The 17127-nt window shown below is 46.1% G+C and carries 13 protein-coding genes and 1 pseudogene; 4 read left to right on the plus strand and 10 right to left on the minus strand.

Annotated elements, in window-relative coordinates; all coding sequences use genetic code 11:
* Nucleotides 1-26: 26 nt before the first annotated feature.
* From K6T91_06075 to K6T91_06110, 8 genes and pseudogenes are all read right to left on the minus strand, one after another.
* Nucleotides 27-503, minus strand: a complete 477-nt coding sequence (locus K6T91_06075) for a ribonuclease HI family protein (GenBank protein MCL6472364.1) — start codon at nucleotides 501-503, stop codon at nucleotides 27-29.
* A 134-nt stretch (nucleotides 504-637) separates the two neighbouring features.
* Nucleotides 638-1345 (minus strand): hypothetical protein, encoded by a 708-nt coding sequence (locus K6T91_06080; protein ID MCL6472365.1) that lies wholly within the window; start codon nucleotides 1343-1345, stop codon nucleotides 638-640.
* A gap of 6 nt (nucleotides 1346-1351) precedes the next feature.
* Nucleotides 1352-2470, minus strand: a complete 1119-nt coding sequence (locus tag K6T91_06085; GenBank protein ID MCL6472366.1) for a Nif3-like dinuclear metal center hexameric protein — start codon at nucleotides 2468-2470, stop codon at nucleotides 1352-1354.
* Between the two features lie 184 nt (nucleotides 2471-2654).
* A pseudogene (locus tag K6T91_06090) lies at nucleotides 2655-2962 on the minus strand (regulatory domain protein).
* A 107-nt stretch (nucleotides 2963-3069) separates the two neighbouring features.
* Nucleotides 3070-3942, minus strand: coding sequence for a KaiC domain-containing protein (locus K6T91_06095; protein MCL6472367.1), 873 nt, complete (start codon nucleotides 3940-3942; stop codon nucleotides 3070-3072).
* Between the two features lie 728 nt (nucleotides 3943-4670).
* Nucleotides 4671-6275, minus strand: coding sequence for a hypothetical protein (locus tag K6T91_06100; GenBank protein ID MCL6472368.1), 1605 nt, complete (start codon nucleotides 6273-6275; stop codon nucleotides 4671-4673).
* A 324-nt stretch (nucleotides 6276-6599) separates the two neighbouring features.
* Nucleotides 6600-8345, minus strand: a complete 1746-nt coding sequence (locus K6T91_06105) for a DUF6531 domain-containing protein (GenBank protein ID MCL6472369.1) — start codon at nucleotides 8343-8345, stop codon at nucleotides 6600-6602.
* A gap of 193 nt (nucleotides 8346-8538) precedes the next feature.
* Nucleotides 8539-8841, minus strand: coding sequence for a hypothetical protein (locus K6T91_06110; protein MCL6472370.1), 303 nt, complete (start codon nucleotides 8839-8841; stop codon nucleotides 8539-8541).
* Between the two features lie 630 nt (nucleotides 8842-9471).
* On the opposite strand from K6T91_06110, the gene K6T91_06115 reads away from it, so the two are divergent.
* Together K6T91_06115 and K6T91_06120 are read left to right on the plus strand one after the other, a co-directional pair.
* Nucleotides 9472-11925: an ATP-dependent Clp protease ATP-binding subunit gene (locus tag K6T91_06115; GenBank protein ID MCL6472371.1), complete on the plus strand. Its 2454-nt coding sequence runs from the start codon at nucleotides 9472-9474 to the stop codon at nucleotides 11923-11925.
* A 270-nt stretch (nucleotides 11926-12195) separates the two neighbouring features.
* Nucleotides 12196-12342, plus strand: a complete 147-nt coding sequence (locus tag K6T91_06120; protein MCL6472372.1) for a hypothetical protein — start codon at nucleotides 12196-12198, stop codon at nucleotides 12340-12342.
* Nucleotides 12343-12374: 32 nt separating this feature from the next.
* Here the strand turns inward: K6T91_06120 and K6T91_06125 are convergent, their stop codons facing one another.
* Both K6T91_06125 and K6T91_06130 read right to left on the minus strand, forming a co-directional pair.
* A complete protein-coding gene (locus K6T91_06125; protein MCL6472373.1) occupies nucleotides 12375-13598 on the minus strand; it encodes a methionine adenosyltransferase in 1224 nt (407 codons plus the stop codon).
* 101 nt (nucleotides 13599-13699) lie between these two features.
* A complete protein-coding gene (locus K6T91_06130; protein MCL6472374.1) occupies nucleotides 13700-14125 on the minus strand; it encodes a hypothetical protein in 426 nt (141 codons plus the stop codon).
* 709 nt (nucleotides 14126-14834) lie between these two features.
* Here K6T91_06130 and K6T91_06135 point away from each other — a divergent pair.
* Both K6T91_06135 and K6T91_06140 read left to right on the plus strand, forming a co-directional pair.
* Nucleotides 14835-15491, plus strand: coding sequence for a hypothetical protein (locus K6T91_06135; protein ID MCL6472375.1), 657 nt, complete (start codon nucleotides 14835-14837; stop codon nucleotides 15489-15491).
* Nucleotides 15492-15757: 266 nt separating this feature from the next.
* A complete protein-coding gene (locus K6T91_06140; GenBank protein MCL6472376.1) occupies nucleotides 15758-17038 on the plus strand; it encodes a DUF1015 domain-containing protein in 1281 nt (426 codons plus the stop codon).
* Nucleotides 17039-17127: the final 89 nt, after the last annotated feature.

The raw sequence follows: 17127 nt of genomic DNA on the forward strand, positions 1-17127 counted from the left end.
GATCCAGCGCCCTCTGCAGACTAAGACTAAAATAAACTTCCCTGTTCAGGAATATCCCCCAACCTAAACTCCCTTTTTTCACCTTTTTTAAACTTATCTATCGCCTCATTTGCAAGCACATCAGCGCGCGCGTTCTCGCTCCTGTAGATATGCTTTACGCCGACCCTTTTATATCCTGATAGAAGCGATCTTACCCTCTCAACTAGTGGTTTTAGCCCTTCATTTTTAACCTTATACTCACCGGATAGTTGCCTTACAAGCAATTCGCTATCAGAGCGAATTTCAATTTCTTCTGCATTGAACTTCGAGGCTTTCTCGAGCGCTAGTATAAGCGCCGTGTACTCAGCGACATTATTCGTTGTCTCACCCAAGTACTCGGACATTTCTGCAAGAACATGTCCCTCCGGATCGATTATCAGAGAACCTGCGCCCGCTGGCCCAGGATTACCACGTGCTGCGCCATCAGTAAAGATGATTAGTTTTTTGTGTTTGCTCTTAGTCATATCATGCTCACTAGTTTATCGAGCGGTTGTAAAATTGTTAACGCTTAGCGTTCACAGTTCATCGTTCATGGGTAAATCCCTGAACCCTGGACCTTAGCCCCTGGCTCCTGAGCCTTAGCCCCGGTCCCTAGACCCTATGCTTTCGCAATAATCCTACTACAATTCGGGCATCTCTCTAGCTTTGCAGAGCTTTCGATTCGCTCGGCCTCGGTACTTGGAAGCTCAACCATACACCCCTGGCATATACCCTCTGCAAGGACTGTTACTGCAATCGGGTGTTTAGTTCTTACCCTATCATATAGTTGCCTGGTGTCTTCACTTAAGGCCCCATAGACAGGCTCGCGCTCAGCCTGTAGCTTAGTTCTCTCGCCTCTAATTTCGGCTAACGCGGTATCCATCGCGGATTTTGCCTCGTCTAATTCGCTCTTTCTCGTATCAAGCCGCTCGGAGATGACCTTAACGTTGCTTTTTAGCTTATCGACAACATCAATTTGCTCCAGCAGGGCTGTTTCTTTTTCATCAGCCACCTCTTTTAAATGGTTTATTTCCTGCTGAACGTTGGATAATTCTTTGGGGCTAGTTATCGTGCCGCTGTAAAGACGATTTTGTTCCTTGTCAATCTTTTTGGTAAGGCTATCAAGCTCATCCTCAATACGCTTTTGAATTTGCGCTTCATCATGCAGTTTTTTATCAACAGTATTGTAGAGCGCCTTAGTTTTAGATACCTCTTCGCTAAGGTTTAAGTAACGATCACGCTCAGGTAGATGTTTTTCGCGATAGTTAAGCGAATCGATCTGCGAATCTATCTTTTGTAGTTCTGCTAAAATCTTATGCTCATCCATGTTTATTTAATCCTTGTTCCATGGGCTTGTGTTAATGTCCGATACCAAAACTTCCACGGTCAAGCCTGACCCGTAAATTAATTGTTGCAACCTTTTGGCAAGCTCCGGCACAACTAACCTTTCGGTCTCGCCGTGCCCTGCATCAACAATTGCCAGCCCGATTGCTTTTGCAGCATGCGCCGCGTGATATTTAACGTCACCCGTAACGTACACATCGGCTCCGGATGCCTTTGCAATTGGGATAAGCTCACCACCACTTCCACCACAAACCGCAACCCTCTTAACAATTTTATCTCTATCTCCGGATATTTTAAGGTTGCTTTCTAGTATATCGCACCAAGTATCTGCTAGTTCACCAAGCTTTCTTGGTTTCGCCAAGTTCCCTATCCTGCCAAATCCTACTCCGGCAGGAGCGTTTTTTACCTGGTAGATGTCGTAGGCCACCTCTTCATATGGGTGGATGGCAAGCATCGTCTGTACTACTCTTTCAATCTTGTCAGGACTCACCAAAACCTCGAGGCGATATTCATCAACCTGGTTTAGCTCGCCAACCTTGCCAAGGTAAGGTTGTGCCCCAAGCATCGGGTAAAAAGTGCCTGTTCCTTCTGTCCTAAAACTACAGTGGCTGTAATCGCCGATGATACCTGCCCCCGCATTTCCCAGAGCTGCTATCATCTCATCGATGTTCTCTTTTGGGACAAAGACCACCAGCTTATACATCGCGATATCACGAGCCTCAAGCAAGACTTCAATATCCTGCAAACCAAGAGCGCGGGCAAGAACATCGCTTACGCCATCTTTTGCTCTATCAAGATTGGTATGGGCAACAAGCAGAGATATATCAGATTTAATCAGTTTGGTTACCAGCCCACCGACATCATCAGTAGCTAAAACGCGACTTAGGCTCTTATAGATTAGGGGATGATGCGAGAGAATCATCTGCGCACCTTTATCCCGAGCTTCGTTTATAACCTCTGGTATAACCTCAAGCGTTACCAAGAGCCTATTGACTGAGCTGTTGGGATCGCCCACGTGAAGACCAACATTATCCCCCTCAGATCTTAAATAGCCGGGGGCAATGCTATCGACAATCCCCATTATTTGCGATACAGTTGCCGTCTTCACGCTTTTAATCTCCTCGCAAAAACCGGATTAATTAATAGACTCTTATATATTGACACACATGCTTAGGAGGGTCTAGATGTGGACAGAGAGACGCATGGGAAATAACGTCTCTCTGTCCTTCATCGCTGTCCCTGTCTTTCTTTTATAAAAAGCTAAAGAGTTCTTATGCTGCCTCCTTAGCTTCTTAATACTTTTGATAAGCCATTTTCGCAAGCCCACCAGCAATATGCGTATGTACCTTTGTTTCCTCTTCCTCAAAATATTCACTTAAACGCTTCTCTACCTCTTCTACATTTGCTCTCAAAATATTCTTAACTGATTGCTCAGTAATTCCTAAAAACTCGGCAATCTCCCGCTCGGTCTTTTTTGTTCTTCATGAAGAACAACAGCGTAAGCTGACTCTATTAAAGCGGGAACCCACGTTAGATTCCTGTACTTTATAAGCTTTCGTGGCCCACCAGCTATATCCAAAGCCTTATTAAAAATATCCATTGCAATCTTATCAATATCAACTTCTTGTGGTTTTATCTCTTGCACTTATATCACCTCCTTGCTACTTAATATTCACAACTTTAAAATTTCTAAGCAATTAAAAGGCTTTAGCTTCTTGCTGCAATTTCCCTTAGAGATGGCCCAATCCTTACAAGACCCGTCTCTAATATTTCCATGATATGGGTGCTTGTATCGTGGCCACATAACCTGCAGCCATCAATCCTGAAAAGCCTTACTGTTTCACCAATTGGTGCCCTATATAACCTTTCCTGATTCCTGTTTTCAATAATTATCTTTGCCAAAACAATTGAACAATCTACGATGTGGGAGACAGCAAAACCACCTGCAGCCTCTGCCGTAAGAAGTTCATGACCTGATCTTTTTTGAGAAACAAATATTGCTGTTTGATACCACTTTTTCATAAAGTTAAAGAAGCGCCTAACTATACCTCGAGCTAACATTTCTTGCTCTTCAAAAAAACCAGTTATTGCATCAATAACAAAATGATTTATTGAATATTCCTTTATTGCATAGGCTAAAGTGTTAAAAAGAGTCATTAAATCTTCTCGAAGCCTCGTATAAGAAGCTGCATCAATAATTATGATCTTATCTTCGATAAGATCATAGGGAACGCCCATTGCATTAGCTCTAATTTTTAAGGCATAAGCAACAAAGGGGCCTGGTGTCTCCACAGTTAGAAAGCCAATATTGTTACCTAAGCTTGCCTGCTTTACCGCGAATTGCTCAACCATTAATGTTTTTCCGGTATCGGCTACACCTGTAAGATTTACAACTGAATAGGCTGGATATCCTCCAAGAGGAACCTTTACAGGCTTTCCATCCACTACGTTAGTAACATAAAACAAATTATCAAGTCCCTCAACGCCTGATTCTACTCCATAAAGCTTAGGCGCTCTTTTACCAGCTTCAGCTAAACTTATTACTCCTTCCTCAATTATTTCTCCTTTTCTTTGACTCACATGGTTAACCTACTTTCGTCCTTACACTATCTATTGAAGTCTATCTTGGTGCTAAAATATTTTAGTTTAATTTTTATTGCTTTTCAGTAAGCATTTTAAACTACCGTGTTAGTAGTGATAACAAATACTTTAGGGGACACTCTTTACTTGTTAAACTTACCCCCATCAAGCATTATCGCTTCTGCCTCCCCCTCGCCCCAACCTGAATTTAAGGTGCGACAGACAGCAGTTGCAGTTGCACTTACGTTTAAGTTCTTGGCTAAAGTGCTTGATTGGATAGTTAAGTGCCTTGTTGCAAGCCAGATTGCTTAAGGCTCTTGCTTTTACAATTATCTGCCTTAACATTAAAATTAAGGGGTCAAGTCTAGAACCCTTGCCTGATCCTTGATACAGTGAGGTAACTGGCATGTTTACGCTGGATAAACTAATTGAAAAAACAGAGGAAGTGCTTTTTAAACCGGCCTACCCTGGATAAACTTGACGAAAATATCTTATCCGTCTTTGACTTAAGAAAAATATTTGATAAAAGCTTATAAAACTTTAGAGATACCAAAACCCAAGACCTGACCCCTTTTTCTGCTTTTTCTGCTCTTGGCATATAACAAGACTATCGCTTATTTATATAGATGTCAATCATTTATGCTTATGTGCTTATGGATTATTGCAAGGCAGTCTTTTGGCTGTCAGTGCTCTTGGGTCAAGATCAAGACATGCAAATATCCCCATACTCAAAGATAAGATAGCTTAAGTTTAATAAGTAAAGAGCGTCCCCGTATCGCCCCGGTTTGGCTGATTAGCTCTCCCCAGGGGCCGTATTTGTATGTGGCAACTCTGTTCTTGTTGGCATCGGTTATCGCAAGGATGTCTCCTCTGTGATTTGTGTGGGTGTAATACATCGCCCCGTTTTTCTCAATTGCAACTAGCTGGTCCTTGTCGCTATAGTAAAGAGCAATTGTGTTGCCAGAAGTATCTGACTCTCTGACTAAACGATCCTTGTTGTCCCAGTGGTAGCGAGTTGTGCCAGATGAGGTGGTTTTAGATACTCTTAAGCCCCTGTAGTCATAGGTGTAGGTGGCTACAGTTGCGCCATCTGATACCTTGGTGACTTTTGTGAGCTGGTTTTCGCTGTTGTAGGTGTAGTTGTAGGTGCCATCACTTGTTAGATTGCCATTTGAGTCGTAGGTATAGCCGGGGTTTGTGATCTCGTTTGCGGCGTTGTAGGTGAAGGTTTTGTCACCCTTCTTTGTTAAGTTTCCTACCGCATCATAGGAGTAAGTGGTTAGAGCCCCTGCCTCATTGGTCCAGCTTATTAAGCGATTTAGGGCATCATAGGTAAAGGACTCGACACCGCTTAAGCCGTAGATGTTTACAATGTTGCCGTTGGCATCGTATACGTAGTCGTAGATGCTGCCATCGGGGTTGCCAACATCTGCGATCTCTTTTACTCTTCCGGCCTCGTCGTAGAGGATGTCGGCCTCAAGGCCGTTTCCTTTAACAATTGCAAAGGGCCTTCCCGCTTCGTCGTAGTAGTACTTCGTCTGCCGCCCCGATGTGTCGGTTAGCGCTAGAAGCTGGTTGGCAGAGCCATAAGTGTATGAGACGGTTTTGTTATTGGAGTCGGTGATCGAAGCCAAGTTTCCAGCCTTATCCAGGCTAAAGTTTAGCTTGTAACCAAAGATGTCGGTTAGGCTTGTTAGCCTGTTTGCCATGTCGTAGGCATACGAGTGGCTTCTTGATTTGTCATCAGTTACCTGGCTTAAATTGCCTGCAGCGTCGTAGGAGTACGTGTACCTTGTGGGCTCAGCTGAGTAGCTCTTCTCACTTAGGCGATTTGATGAGTCGTAAGAGTAGAGCGTCTTTCGGCCATCAGGTTGAGTAACTGACGCAAGATTGCCAGTATCATCGTATGTGTTTGTTATCTTCCTGCCTAAGGGGCCGGTTGTGCTTGTTATCTGGTTTAGCTCGTTGTAGGAAAAGACCGTCTTGTAGGTGTCATCCGCCTCGCTTGCGCTTCTCCCGTCTCGGTAGGCAACTTGCAGAGATACCGAGTCGTAGTCGAATCTAAAGATTGCCCCCAAGGGGTCCTTAACTGAAGTTAAGTTGTTTAGAGCATCGTAGGTAAAGTAGGTGATGTTTCCTTTAGGGTCATTTACCATGGTGCGGTTTCCGGCCGCGTCGTAGGCAAAGTCGGCCCAGTTGCCGAGAGGATCGATGACATCGGTTACATAGTTTGCAGCCGAGTCGTAGTAGTACCTGGTCGTTGACCTTGGAACGAGCTTTAGATTGTCAAAGTAGGCGACTCCGGTAGAGGAGTAGACCACCCCGTATACCACCGCATATGCCGCGTTTGTTGGCGCAGTGGTAGCGACGGCGTAGCGGGTGTAGTCTTGTGTTCCCGTCTGAATCTTGGTTGCGCTTATTCCCAGGTAGTTATAGTACTTGTCATAATACTCAACCTCGACCCTGGCGCCTGAGCCCGATAGACTCGACGTCTTTACAAAGCCTGAAAGGGTTAAGGGCTCACCCGGCCTTACCTTTATATCCTGGCTCTCTACCCAGGCGGTACCGGATGAGGAGAGGTTGATCTTGGCGCTGTTTTTCCCCGCCCAGGGTGATTCCGTGCTGATACTTACCGCGTTCGTTGTCCCACCGGCGTATCAGTAGGTTCCCCCTGCCTCAAAGCTGGAATTTTCAACGTAGTCGAACCTGGTTAAGATATGCCCCTCGGTGCTGTTTACCGGGGACTCAAGCTGCGCTCCGTCAAACCAGACGGTTCCGCTTGCGTTCCAAAGCTCAAGAACAACGATGGCATAAACGGCGCCCGTTGGAGCGGTTGATGCGATCATGAGCTTGTCGGTGCCGGTGCCAAGATAAAGGTCGGTATAGTCGCTTCCCACGTAGTTCCAGTTGGCATCGTAGTACTCGATGCCCGCATCCACACCGCCTGCGCCAGAGACGCCCTCCATCTTGATGGGCACGCTTAAGGTAAGCTTCTGCCCTGCTACTACACTTACTTCACGGCTGTAGAGATACGCGATTGTCTGACTCAGGCTTTTAATCCTAACAGATGCATTGCCGTAAAACGCAACTGTCTTGTCCACACTGATAGCCGAGGTAGCCCCACCCCGGGTCCAGAACTGCGGCCTTCCATAGGAATCCGTCCACTCAAAGCTTCCGTTTTGCAAGAAGTTGTACGTTGGTGCACCCGGCTCAGTGGCAGACGTTAGGTTGCCGTATGAGTCATAGGTGTTGGCATCAGCCTCTTTTCTTGCCAGATTGGAAGATGAAAGCTTATTGGAGCTTAAGTCGTACTTTGCCGTTACCTGGTTGTTGTTTGGGTCGGTTACGGTCGTCGGGTTGTTCGCCCCATCGTATGAAATGCTGGTCTTGGCATTTGCGTTGGAGTTAATCGTGTCAGAGATAGATGTTACGTTGCCGTTAGCGTCATAGCTCGCACTCGTTGAGCCGCTGGCATCGGTGATGCTGACGAGATCGTTTTTATCCCAGCTGTAATCGGTCTCCTCAGCTGCGCTTTTAACCTCAACTGCGTTTCCTGTCGAGTTATGGGTATAGGTGACGCTTTTTCCGGCAGGGTCGGTTATCGTGGTCTTAAGAAGGCTCGTGTCATAGGCGAGTGTTGTCGCATATTCCTTGGATTGGTTAGACCTGGCATCTTTTACCTTTACTGTCCTGCCGCTTGCATCATAGACAAAAGAAGTGATGCGGCCGTTGGCATCAGTTATACTTATCATCCTGTTTGACCCATCATAGGCAAAGCGGGTTGCGCCACCCTTAGGGTCGGTAACAGAGATAAGCCTTGCGCTCGCATCGTAGCCAAATGATATGGTCCTGTTTGCCGGATCGGTGATGCTGGCCAGTTTGCCGTTTGCGCCATAGTAGTAGCTGAGTTTCCTGCCAGATGGGTCGGTGACTACGCTCAGTCGGCTGCTTGCATCATAGCTAAACGAAGTCGTGTTTCCCTTCTCGTCTTTAATACTAACCAGCAAGCCATTCTGAAATCGGAAAACGTTGTTGGCTTGATCTTTGATGGTAAATGTCGCCGCATCGACTTTGGTTAATTTAAGGTTGATACCGTCAGGGGCCGTATAGGTTCCGTCTGCATTTTTAGTAAACCTGTGGTTGGTTGCATCCCCGTCCTTAAAAGTTACGCTGCCATCGGCGTTTTCTTTAACAAAGAGATCGCTTGTAAGCTGCCAGCCGACTCCAACCACCCCGGCCTGAGTCGATAGCGAGTTGTAAACCAGCCCTTCACCAAGACCAGTTCCTCTTCCAGGAATACTTACCAGGCCCTTCTGGATAACCAGGTTGCCGGTAAAGGTGTTTATCAAGTACTTCCAGCCGGTGCCTAAATCCTTGCTATAGTAGCTCCAGAAACTCTCCACACCTAAGCCGTCCCGGTCTGCTACAGCGGCCTGCGCTACCGGCGTTCCAGCCACCTCTTTGAAAGGAGAGAACGGTGCCAGATCAAAGGCTATAGGGTTAAATAGAAGGGTGAATACGACTAGCCATGCAATTTTTTAAATATCTTGGTCTTTAACAGATAGCTAATTCCCTGCTTCATATTTCCACCCCTCCCTAATTCGTGCTCTGGGCAGGCTTGAAGATTGAGGTCTTGCTGGAGTGGCGTGGCCTGCTCTCGATAATTGCCTTATCTTGAGCGGGGTCGGCTGTGCCTTTGAGGTTTTTCTTAGGTTTGGGTTTACCATTAGGTTTAATGACGCCCTTTGTGTCCCAGTTCTTTCCGATTGCCTGCTTTGGGTTTTTCTGCTTCGGTACTTGCTCTTTCTTGCTTGAAGCTGCATACGCTCCCGCCGCCAAGCCCGCTATAAGCATGATGACAAGCAGTAGAATGCCGATTCGCTTGGTTTTTGCTGACATTGATCCTCCTTTGGTCTGTTTAAATGATGTACTGTTTTGGTGCTGGACAATTGCTTAAGTACCTGATAATCCCCCCTTTATTACCTGTTTGCATGCAGTAAATAGGTAGTAAAAGTAAGCAAACTTGCGATTAGCAGAAATAGGGTCATGCCTTTAATTATTTTTGCTGCCGCTTGCTAAGCTAGCAAAAAAAAAACAAGTGGATGTCAATAGTAATATGCTGGTTTTATCCTGTCATGTTGGTGGATTAATTAGGCATTGTTTGGCAAGCACAAAGTTCCCTATTGCATAGGCTGGTAATATCTGTTATATAGAAGATAAGAACAAAATAGATTTTGCGTAGTCTTCCCGTTCGCGCATGATTGTGGACGGGAAGAATGTTTCTATAAAGGAATAAGGAGGTTGAACACGTTGCTGTGCCAGAGATGTAATGAGAGACCAGCTAGTGTTACGTACACGCAGATAAAAGGCGATAAGAAAGATGTTTCTTACGTTTGCGAAGATTGCGCACGCGAGCTCGGGATACTGCCTTCATCGCCCTCTGATGATTTTGGGGGAATGTTTGGCATACCGGATATATCAAAGCTATTTCCGGAGTTTTTCAAGCAGTACCGTGGAAATATATTAGAGATGCTTTCATCTAATGCGCAGGAAGCAATAAATCTTGCGGCTAACGAGGCGGTTAGGCTTAACTTCGACTATGTCGGAACTGAGCACCTGCTTCTTGGCTTAAGCCGTGAGTCGGTCGGCTCTAAAATCCTGATGAATCTTGGTGTCAACCTTGATGATTTAAGGAAAGAGATCGAGGACTTAATCGGCCGCGGCAGTGGCGCAGCTGAGAAAGAGATCCCGCTCTCCCCGCGAAGCAAAAAAGCTCTTGAGCTTGCCCTTGAAGAGGCAAGATCAGCTGGTGAAAGATTCATCGGCTCTGAGCACCTGCTGCTTGGTTTAATCCGAGAAGAAGAAGGTATTGCTGCGCAAGTACTTAAGAAGCGCGGCGTAGATCTTGCCCGTGCAAGACAGGAGATCATGGATATGGCCGGTGCTGGCGAGATGCCGCAGGCGGCGCCTTCAAGACCGCGCCAGAAAAGCAAAACGCCAGCCCTTGATCAGTTCAGCCGCGATTTGACCCATCTTGCGAGGGAAGGCAAGCTTGATCCTGTGATTGGCCGCGATAAAGAAATAGAGAGAATCATAAGGATTCTAAGCCGGCGCACTAAGAACAACCCGGCGCTTATAGGCGAGGCCGGTGTCGGCAAAACTGCTATTGCCGAGGGTCTTGCGCAAAAGATAGTCGCCGACGAAGTGCCCGAGATATTAAGAGACAAAAGGGTTGTCGCACTTGATCTAGCCGGCATGGTAGCCGGAACCCGCTATCGTGGTGAATTCGAGGAGCGTCTCAAGAGGGTCATGGAAGAACTTCGCGATAGAAGCGGCGAGATCATCGTCTTTATAGACGAGCTTCACACCATTGCTGGTGCGGGTGCGGCTGAGGGTGCAATCGATGCATCCAATATGTTAAAACCTGCACTCTCAAGAGGTGAGCTCCAGGTAATTGGTGCAACGACTCTCGATGAGTACAGAAAGCACATCGAGAAAGACCCGGCCCTTGAGAGAAGATTCCAGCCGGTAATGGTTGGCGAGCCAACGGTTGAGGAAACTATCGAGATACTAAAAGGCCTACGCGATCGCTACGAGGCACACCATAGGGTGAAAATCAGCGATGAGGCCATTGCAGCTGCGGCTGAACTATCCGATATGTACATAACAGACAGGTTCTTGCCAGATAAAGCTATTGACCTTATCGATGAGGCAGGGGCAAAAGTAAGGCTGCAGTCAACCGTTCCTCCCGTTGATGTAAAAGGTATCGAGGAAAAACTCGAGACAGTTCAAAGAGAGAAAGAGGCCGCAGTTAAAGCCGAGGATTACGAAAAAGCCATGAAGCTTCGCGAGAAAGAGCATGAGCTGCGTCAAGAGCTTGAGGCAGCCGAGCGCGACTGGGCCCGCGCAAAGGGTATGGCAAACTCAACGGTCACAACCGAGGATATCGCTGAGATAGTCTCAAGCTGGACCGGAGTCCCGGCAACTAAACTCGTCGAAGAAGAAAAGACTAGGCTCCTTACTATGGAGCAGGCGCTACATAAAAGGGTTGTTGGCCAGGAGGAAGCCATTAGTGCAATATCCGAGGCGATTAGAAGAGCCCGTGCAGGCTTAAAAGACCCGAAGAGGCCGATCGGCTCGTTTATATTCCTTGGACCAACTGGTGTCGGCAAGACCGAGCTTGCAAGAGCTTTGGCCGAGCATCTCTTCGGCGAGGAAGAGGCCATGATTCGCATTGACATGTCCGAGTACATGGAGAAGCATACTGTCTCAAGACTAATCGGTGCTCCCCCCGGCTATGTCGGGTATGAAGAGGCCGGGCAGTTAACCGAGCCGGTAAGGCGCCGTCCGTACTCGGTTGTGCTCTTTGACGAGATCGAGAAGGCGCACCCGGATGTGCTTAACATCCTGCTCCAGATAATGGACGATGGCCGGATAACCGATGCGAAGGGGCGTACAGTAAACTTCAAGAATACGGTTATTATTATGACGTCTAACATCGGAAGCCAGCTCATCAAACAGGCGCGCGGTCTTGGCTTTAAGCCAGCACGTGAGGAAGAGCAGCGGTTTGAAAAGGTTAAGGATCAGGTTCTTCGCGAGCTTGAGAAAAGCTTCAGACCTGAGTTCCTAAACCGTGTCGACGAGATAATCGTCTTCCATCCGCTAACTTCCGAGCAGATAAGGGCGATCGTCGATATTCTGATGGCAAGAGTTGAGCGTGAGCTCAAAGCTCAGCAGATAACGCTTGAGCTGACCGATTCAGCAAAAGACGTGCTCGCAAAAGAGGGCTTTGACCCACTTCTTGGCGCAAGGCCGCTTAGGCGAACCATTCAGCGCCGTATTGAGAACCCGCTTGCCTCTAAGCTATTGCGGGGCGAGTACTCGGAGGGCGACATTGTGGTCGCCGATGCTGAGAACGGCAAGATAGTCTTCAGAAAGCGAGTCGAAGAGAAGGCAGCTGATGGCGGAATGCCTACCGCATAAACCGCGTAATTTAAAAAAGGGGAGTTGAACGACTCCCCTTTTTTTCCGTTGACAGGCACCGGGCAGGTTTGCTAGCTGCTGTTTTAGTATACCATGAGCAAAAAGTGTGGGATTGTGAAATAACAGGTTTAACCAGTTTGCAATTCAAGCGAGATATTCTAGAAAAACACCTTTGACCTTTGTGAGATTAATCCGGATTAAGGGTAAAGTGTTGAATTGATCCATTTTAGATATTTTTCTGGATTGTTAAAAAAGGAACCGTGGTGACCGATGAGATTGAGATCGATAATGCGGCTTATCGTCCTTGCTGCGGCCGGATATATCGTAGGCCGCATATTTGGAATGGGCAAAAGAAGTGCTGATTATTCTAAATCAACATGGCGTGAGCTACAGGCGATGAGAAAGCTTTCGGCTTAGTCACTTGCCAAAATTGATAACCCTGCTTCATGCTAGTAAACCCTATATCTGCCTTCGGCAAGCTCGGAGGTAAAAGCTTTGATGTTGGAAAGTTCAAGATCTATTACCTCTTGAACGAGTGGAGTTATTTTGTCTATTGAAACACCCGGCTCAAGCCTTAGCTGAGCTGAAGCTACTTTTGGTTCATCAATCGGCGCGCCTATTTCGCTGCAGAGCCAGACGTAGATTTCTTTTATCCCCTGAACTGCATTATAGACCTCATTTGCAATCCTATGTGTAAGTATTGTGTAGATTTTTCCGACATGGCTCGTTGGATTTTTGCCTGCCGCTGCCTCGGCTCCCGTTGGACGGTTTAAGGCTATTACTCCATTGACGCGATTCCCCCTGCCGACTTCCCCAGAGTCCGCATCTTCAGCCGACGTTCCGGTTACTGTTAAGTAAACTCCATCCATCCCACGCTTAGGGTCATCAAGCGTGTTGAGGTCGATATAAACATTCTTTAGGTCTTTGGTCTTTCTTTCGTTTGCAAAATCTATTGCAGCTTGCAGTATATCTTGCTTTTGCTTGAAGTAGGATTCCACACCATCAACAAAGCGGTCGATAAGCGGCATAGCTATAATAAGACGCAGGTCTTCACCAGTACGGTATCCCATAACTTTGATGTCCTCGCCGGAGGAAGGAAACTCATCTTTAAACCCTGAGCTATTTAGATAGTGCTCTATATCAAGAACCATTTTCTCAGTCGGCGATAGAGGAGCATATCCGACAGCGGCCGAAGTATCATTCGCCAAAGGAACCGGGGTTGCCCGCATAAAAATATCTGCAAGCTCAGGCGATCCCGGCTTTAACTCAACATCAAATACCATATCCTCGTCGGGATTAACAAATCTAAGGTTATCCCGTATCCATTTTTGAGCCGTAGTGATAGCGATTTTATCGACCGGCACCAGCTCGGCATCAAATCCAAAGGTTGCCCTGTCGCCGATGATAAGGCGCATTGGCTCAACTACAACACCGCCACCAAATCTGTGCGCGACCTCGCCTGCAACAAGCAGTCCTTTATCGGTATTGTGATGCAGGATACGCCCAAAGCGGCTCAAATATTCCCTACTTAAAGCGATGGATATCTCTTCCATTATTGCATCGCAAATGGAATCGGGATGGCCTATGCCCTTTCGTTCGACAATCTCGACCCCTTGCTCAAAAACAGGTTTACCGGCAAGTTCTTCAACAAGAATATTCCTCGCTTTTTTCACGAATCCTCCAGGCTGGATAACGGTTTGTATTAGATAAATAAAGCCACAACTACGTTTTATAATAGATACCCATTAAACCAGCCTTGTTAGAACTATAAATCCTATAAATCCTCGAAGCCGCCGTCCAGTTTTTTCCGGTCGTAGAAATCCATCCAGTTTGTATTTATCCAATCCTTCGCTGCATAGTGGGTCTCTCCAAGTCCCCTTCTTATCATCTCTCTCGCAACAATTCCGCCTCGATGCGGATATTTATACAACCTCGGCCTATTTGAGCCAAAACCGTGGACGTAATGAGTCAACTCATGCGCTACTACGGCGTCGCACACAAATTCCGGAATCTCCGGCTCTCTCAAAAAACCGTTTATTTTTATTTCGCTAATTTTATTATTTACCAGACGAATGGAGCCTAGTCTGGTCTTGCACCTCTTGCTAAAATGAATCACGACCTTGTCAGATTTCGGAACATCTGGAAAATACTCCGACCAAACCTTCTCAAGCTTATCACGCAACCACTGGTTATCCCGCATCGTTATCCTCCGCTCGTTAGTCAAGACAAAAATTGCCCTAAGAAGCCTACATTACAATAAGCGTGACCATCCGTAAAAATTGATTATTTATCACCCCCTTTCAGCTAAAGCCGGAAGGCAGCTTTATATAACTTGCTTAAAGGGCGGATTCGCTTCAGCCAGTAAAAAGTGGTGCTATCTGGCGCATAGTATTCTAATACTGTATAGAATGAACCACTTTGGCACCAGATTGCAACAGCAAGCGGTTCCTTAAATACACCTGCTTTCTCCCCGTGTATTCAGGCGATCTTGAATTATTACGTTCTCTACCACTGCAAAATAATTTTATTCGCGCGCCTCCAGACCGTTGACATGAAACTCTGCAGAATTTTATAAAGAATAAATAAAGGCTTTAAGAGAAAATGATTGGTTATGCATAGTATGTGGTTGCTACATATCCATTTGCCATGAGATGCCGTTGCTCATGGAGCCAAACCAAAATATTTCAACCAAATATCCCTAATCCAGTTTCAGGTTAAGTTCCCACGGGAACATTAGAGTAGAATTACCCTTATCTACTGCGGCTATAGCAGTTGTCGTTACATCAGCTGTGGGCGCTGCAAGATATTGCAAGCTAAAATAGTGGCTATAAGTACTCTGCTTGAGCTACGTTAACCAGCGGACTATAGCTTGTATATAAATAGCGTTTAAAATCTGGAAGGAGGTAATAATGGCAATATCTAAAGTTCGACTGGGTGCAATTTTTGTCGGATGGATTACCGCTATGTTCCTAATGCTTATGCTAGCTACTGCTATCGTTGCTTATGTCATAACCTCCGGTATAGATTTGGCATCGTTAACCCATAATGTTAGCCGGTTTACGATGCTCTCTTTTGGATTCCTTATTATACTGGCAGTATTTTCTATTTTCTTTATCGGTGGCTATGTCGCAGGACGCATGTCAGCGTTAGCCGGACCATTAAATGGAGCAATGGTGCTGGTTACGAGCATAATCGCAGCTATTCTGGCAATAACGTTTGCAGTAACATTTGGAAATAAGCTTGGCGTAAATGTCCTAGCCCCTATTTTAAGTTCGCTAGCTTCGCAATCCATGATTATATTCGTCTTGACGGCTTTTGCCTTTATAGGAAGTATCGTTGGTGGAAAATTCGGTGAGGGCTATATTGACCGGCTTGATTTGGCACTAGGAATAGCAAAGCCGGCCCAAATACAGCCGGTACCCAAGAAAGACCAAAAAATGCCCACACCAAAGATATATCAAGAAAGCGATAAAGAAAAAGCAGGGGATAAACCTAAAGAAGCTGCTGAAGATAAATCTAAAGAAACAGCCAAAAAACCTTTCAAGAGAGACAGGGTGGCAAGCTAATTTTTAGCGGCAAGCTGCTTTTAGCAAAGCCCAGCGCTGGTAGACTACTAGCCAGAGGCTGTGAATTTAAGAAGTGGGCAGCGGACCGTACCGCTGCCTTTTATTTTCATCGCTTTTACCCCAAGCGCTGACAACTGGCCGCTGAACCTGCTAATAACGCTTGCATAAAACAGGCCAGTTCCTTAGTATATTTAGGGTAGCTATATTTGTGACATTGGTATAGCTATGTACATCTGGCAATTAGATTTTCTCAAAGAAGGTGCAGATTGGCGGAAATTAAAGCTTTCAAAGGTCTATTTTACAACAGAAGCATCGTCGGTGACCTCGCAGAAGTAGTAGCCCCTCCCTACGATGTAATAAGTGAAGGCGAGCAGAAGGAACTGTTAAACAAGAACAAGTACAATGTTGTAAGGCTAATTCTCCCTCAGGGAGCATCCAACAATAAGTACAGCCGGGCAAGCTCATTATTTAACCAGTGGATTGATGATTGTGTGCTTGTTCGGGACTATGAGCCAGCTCTATACATCTACGAACAGGAATACAATGCAAGAGGAAGCCGTAAAAAGAGAATAGGGTTCATTGCACTAGCTAAGATAGAGGATTTTTCGACTGGCAAGATTAAGGCCCATGAGAGAACTCTCAAAGGGCCTAAAGCCGATAGGCTGCGCCTCCTTAAAGCATGTAAGGCGAATTTTAGTCAGATATTCAGTCTGTTCTCAGACCCAGCGCAAGAGATAGATAGCATTCTCCGAGAGCATACACAAAAACCCCCGCGCATAGATATAGAAGTCGACGGGATAAACCATCGTCTGTGGGTTCTAAACGACGAGAAAGCTATTTTAAGAATCGCGGCCTTGATGCATGACAAGCCTCTCTTTATCGCCGATGGTCACCACAGATACGAAACGGCTCTCAATTACCGAAACGAGATGCGTCTCTTTACGGGAAAGCAATCGGGAGAAGAACCCTTTGATTACACAATGATGATGTTTGTAAACATGGATGGCGAAGGCCTTACTATCTTGCCAACCCATAGAGTATTAAAAAACTTGCCCAAGATAAATCATGATAAGTTCCGCGAAAACCTCAAGCAGGTGTTTACAATTGAACAACTAAAATCAATCGACGCGGTTATGTCCAAGCTTGCGGCGGATGAAAACACGCATGCCATAGGTATGTACCTTGGCAACGGCACTTTCCACTTGCTTACAGTCAAGGACGAAGACACGCTTGTTGAAATTCTTGACGGCAACCAGTCAAGGGCCTGGAAACTCCTCGATGTAACCATCCTTCATCAGATAATTATTAACCGTATACTGGGTTTTGGTGGAACCAATATTGAGAACAGCATAAAGTTCACAACCGATGAAAAAGAAGCGGTATCCCTGGTTGCTAGCGGCGGATATCAAATGGCGTTTCTCCTGAATCCAACCAAAATAAGCAGCGTAAGAGAAATCGCAGATAACGGGGAAATCATGCCTCAAAAGTCCACCTACTTTTACCCGAAACTTCTCTCCGGTCTAGTATTTAACAAGCTGGAGTGGTAATCTTTTGCGCTGTAGTTTGTGGTTGCCAGCGCTAGGGCGCTGCAGAATCTCTTTTATTTGCTGATAACCGATAATTGAAAACTGGTAGA

This window comes from Bacillota bacterium (assembly GCA_023511485.1).
GTDB lineage: Bacteria > Actinomycetota > Aquicultoria > Aquicultorales > Aquicultoraceae > CADDYS01.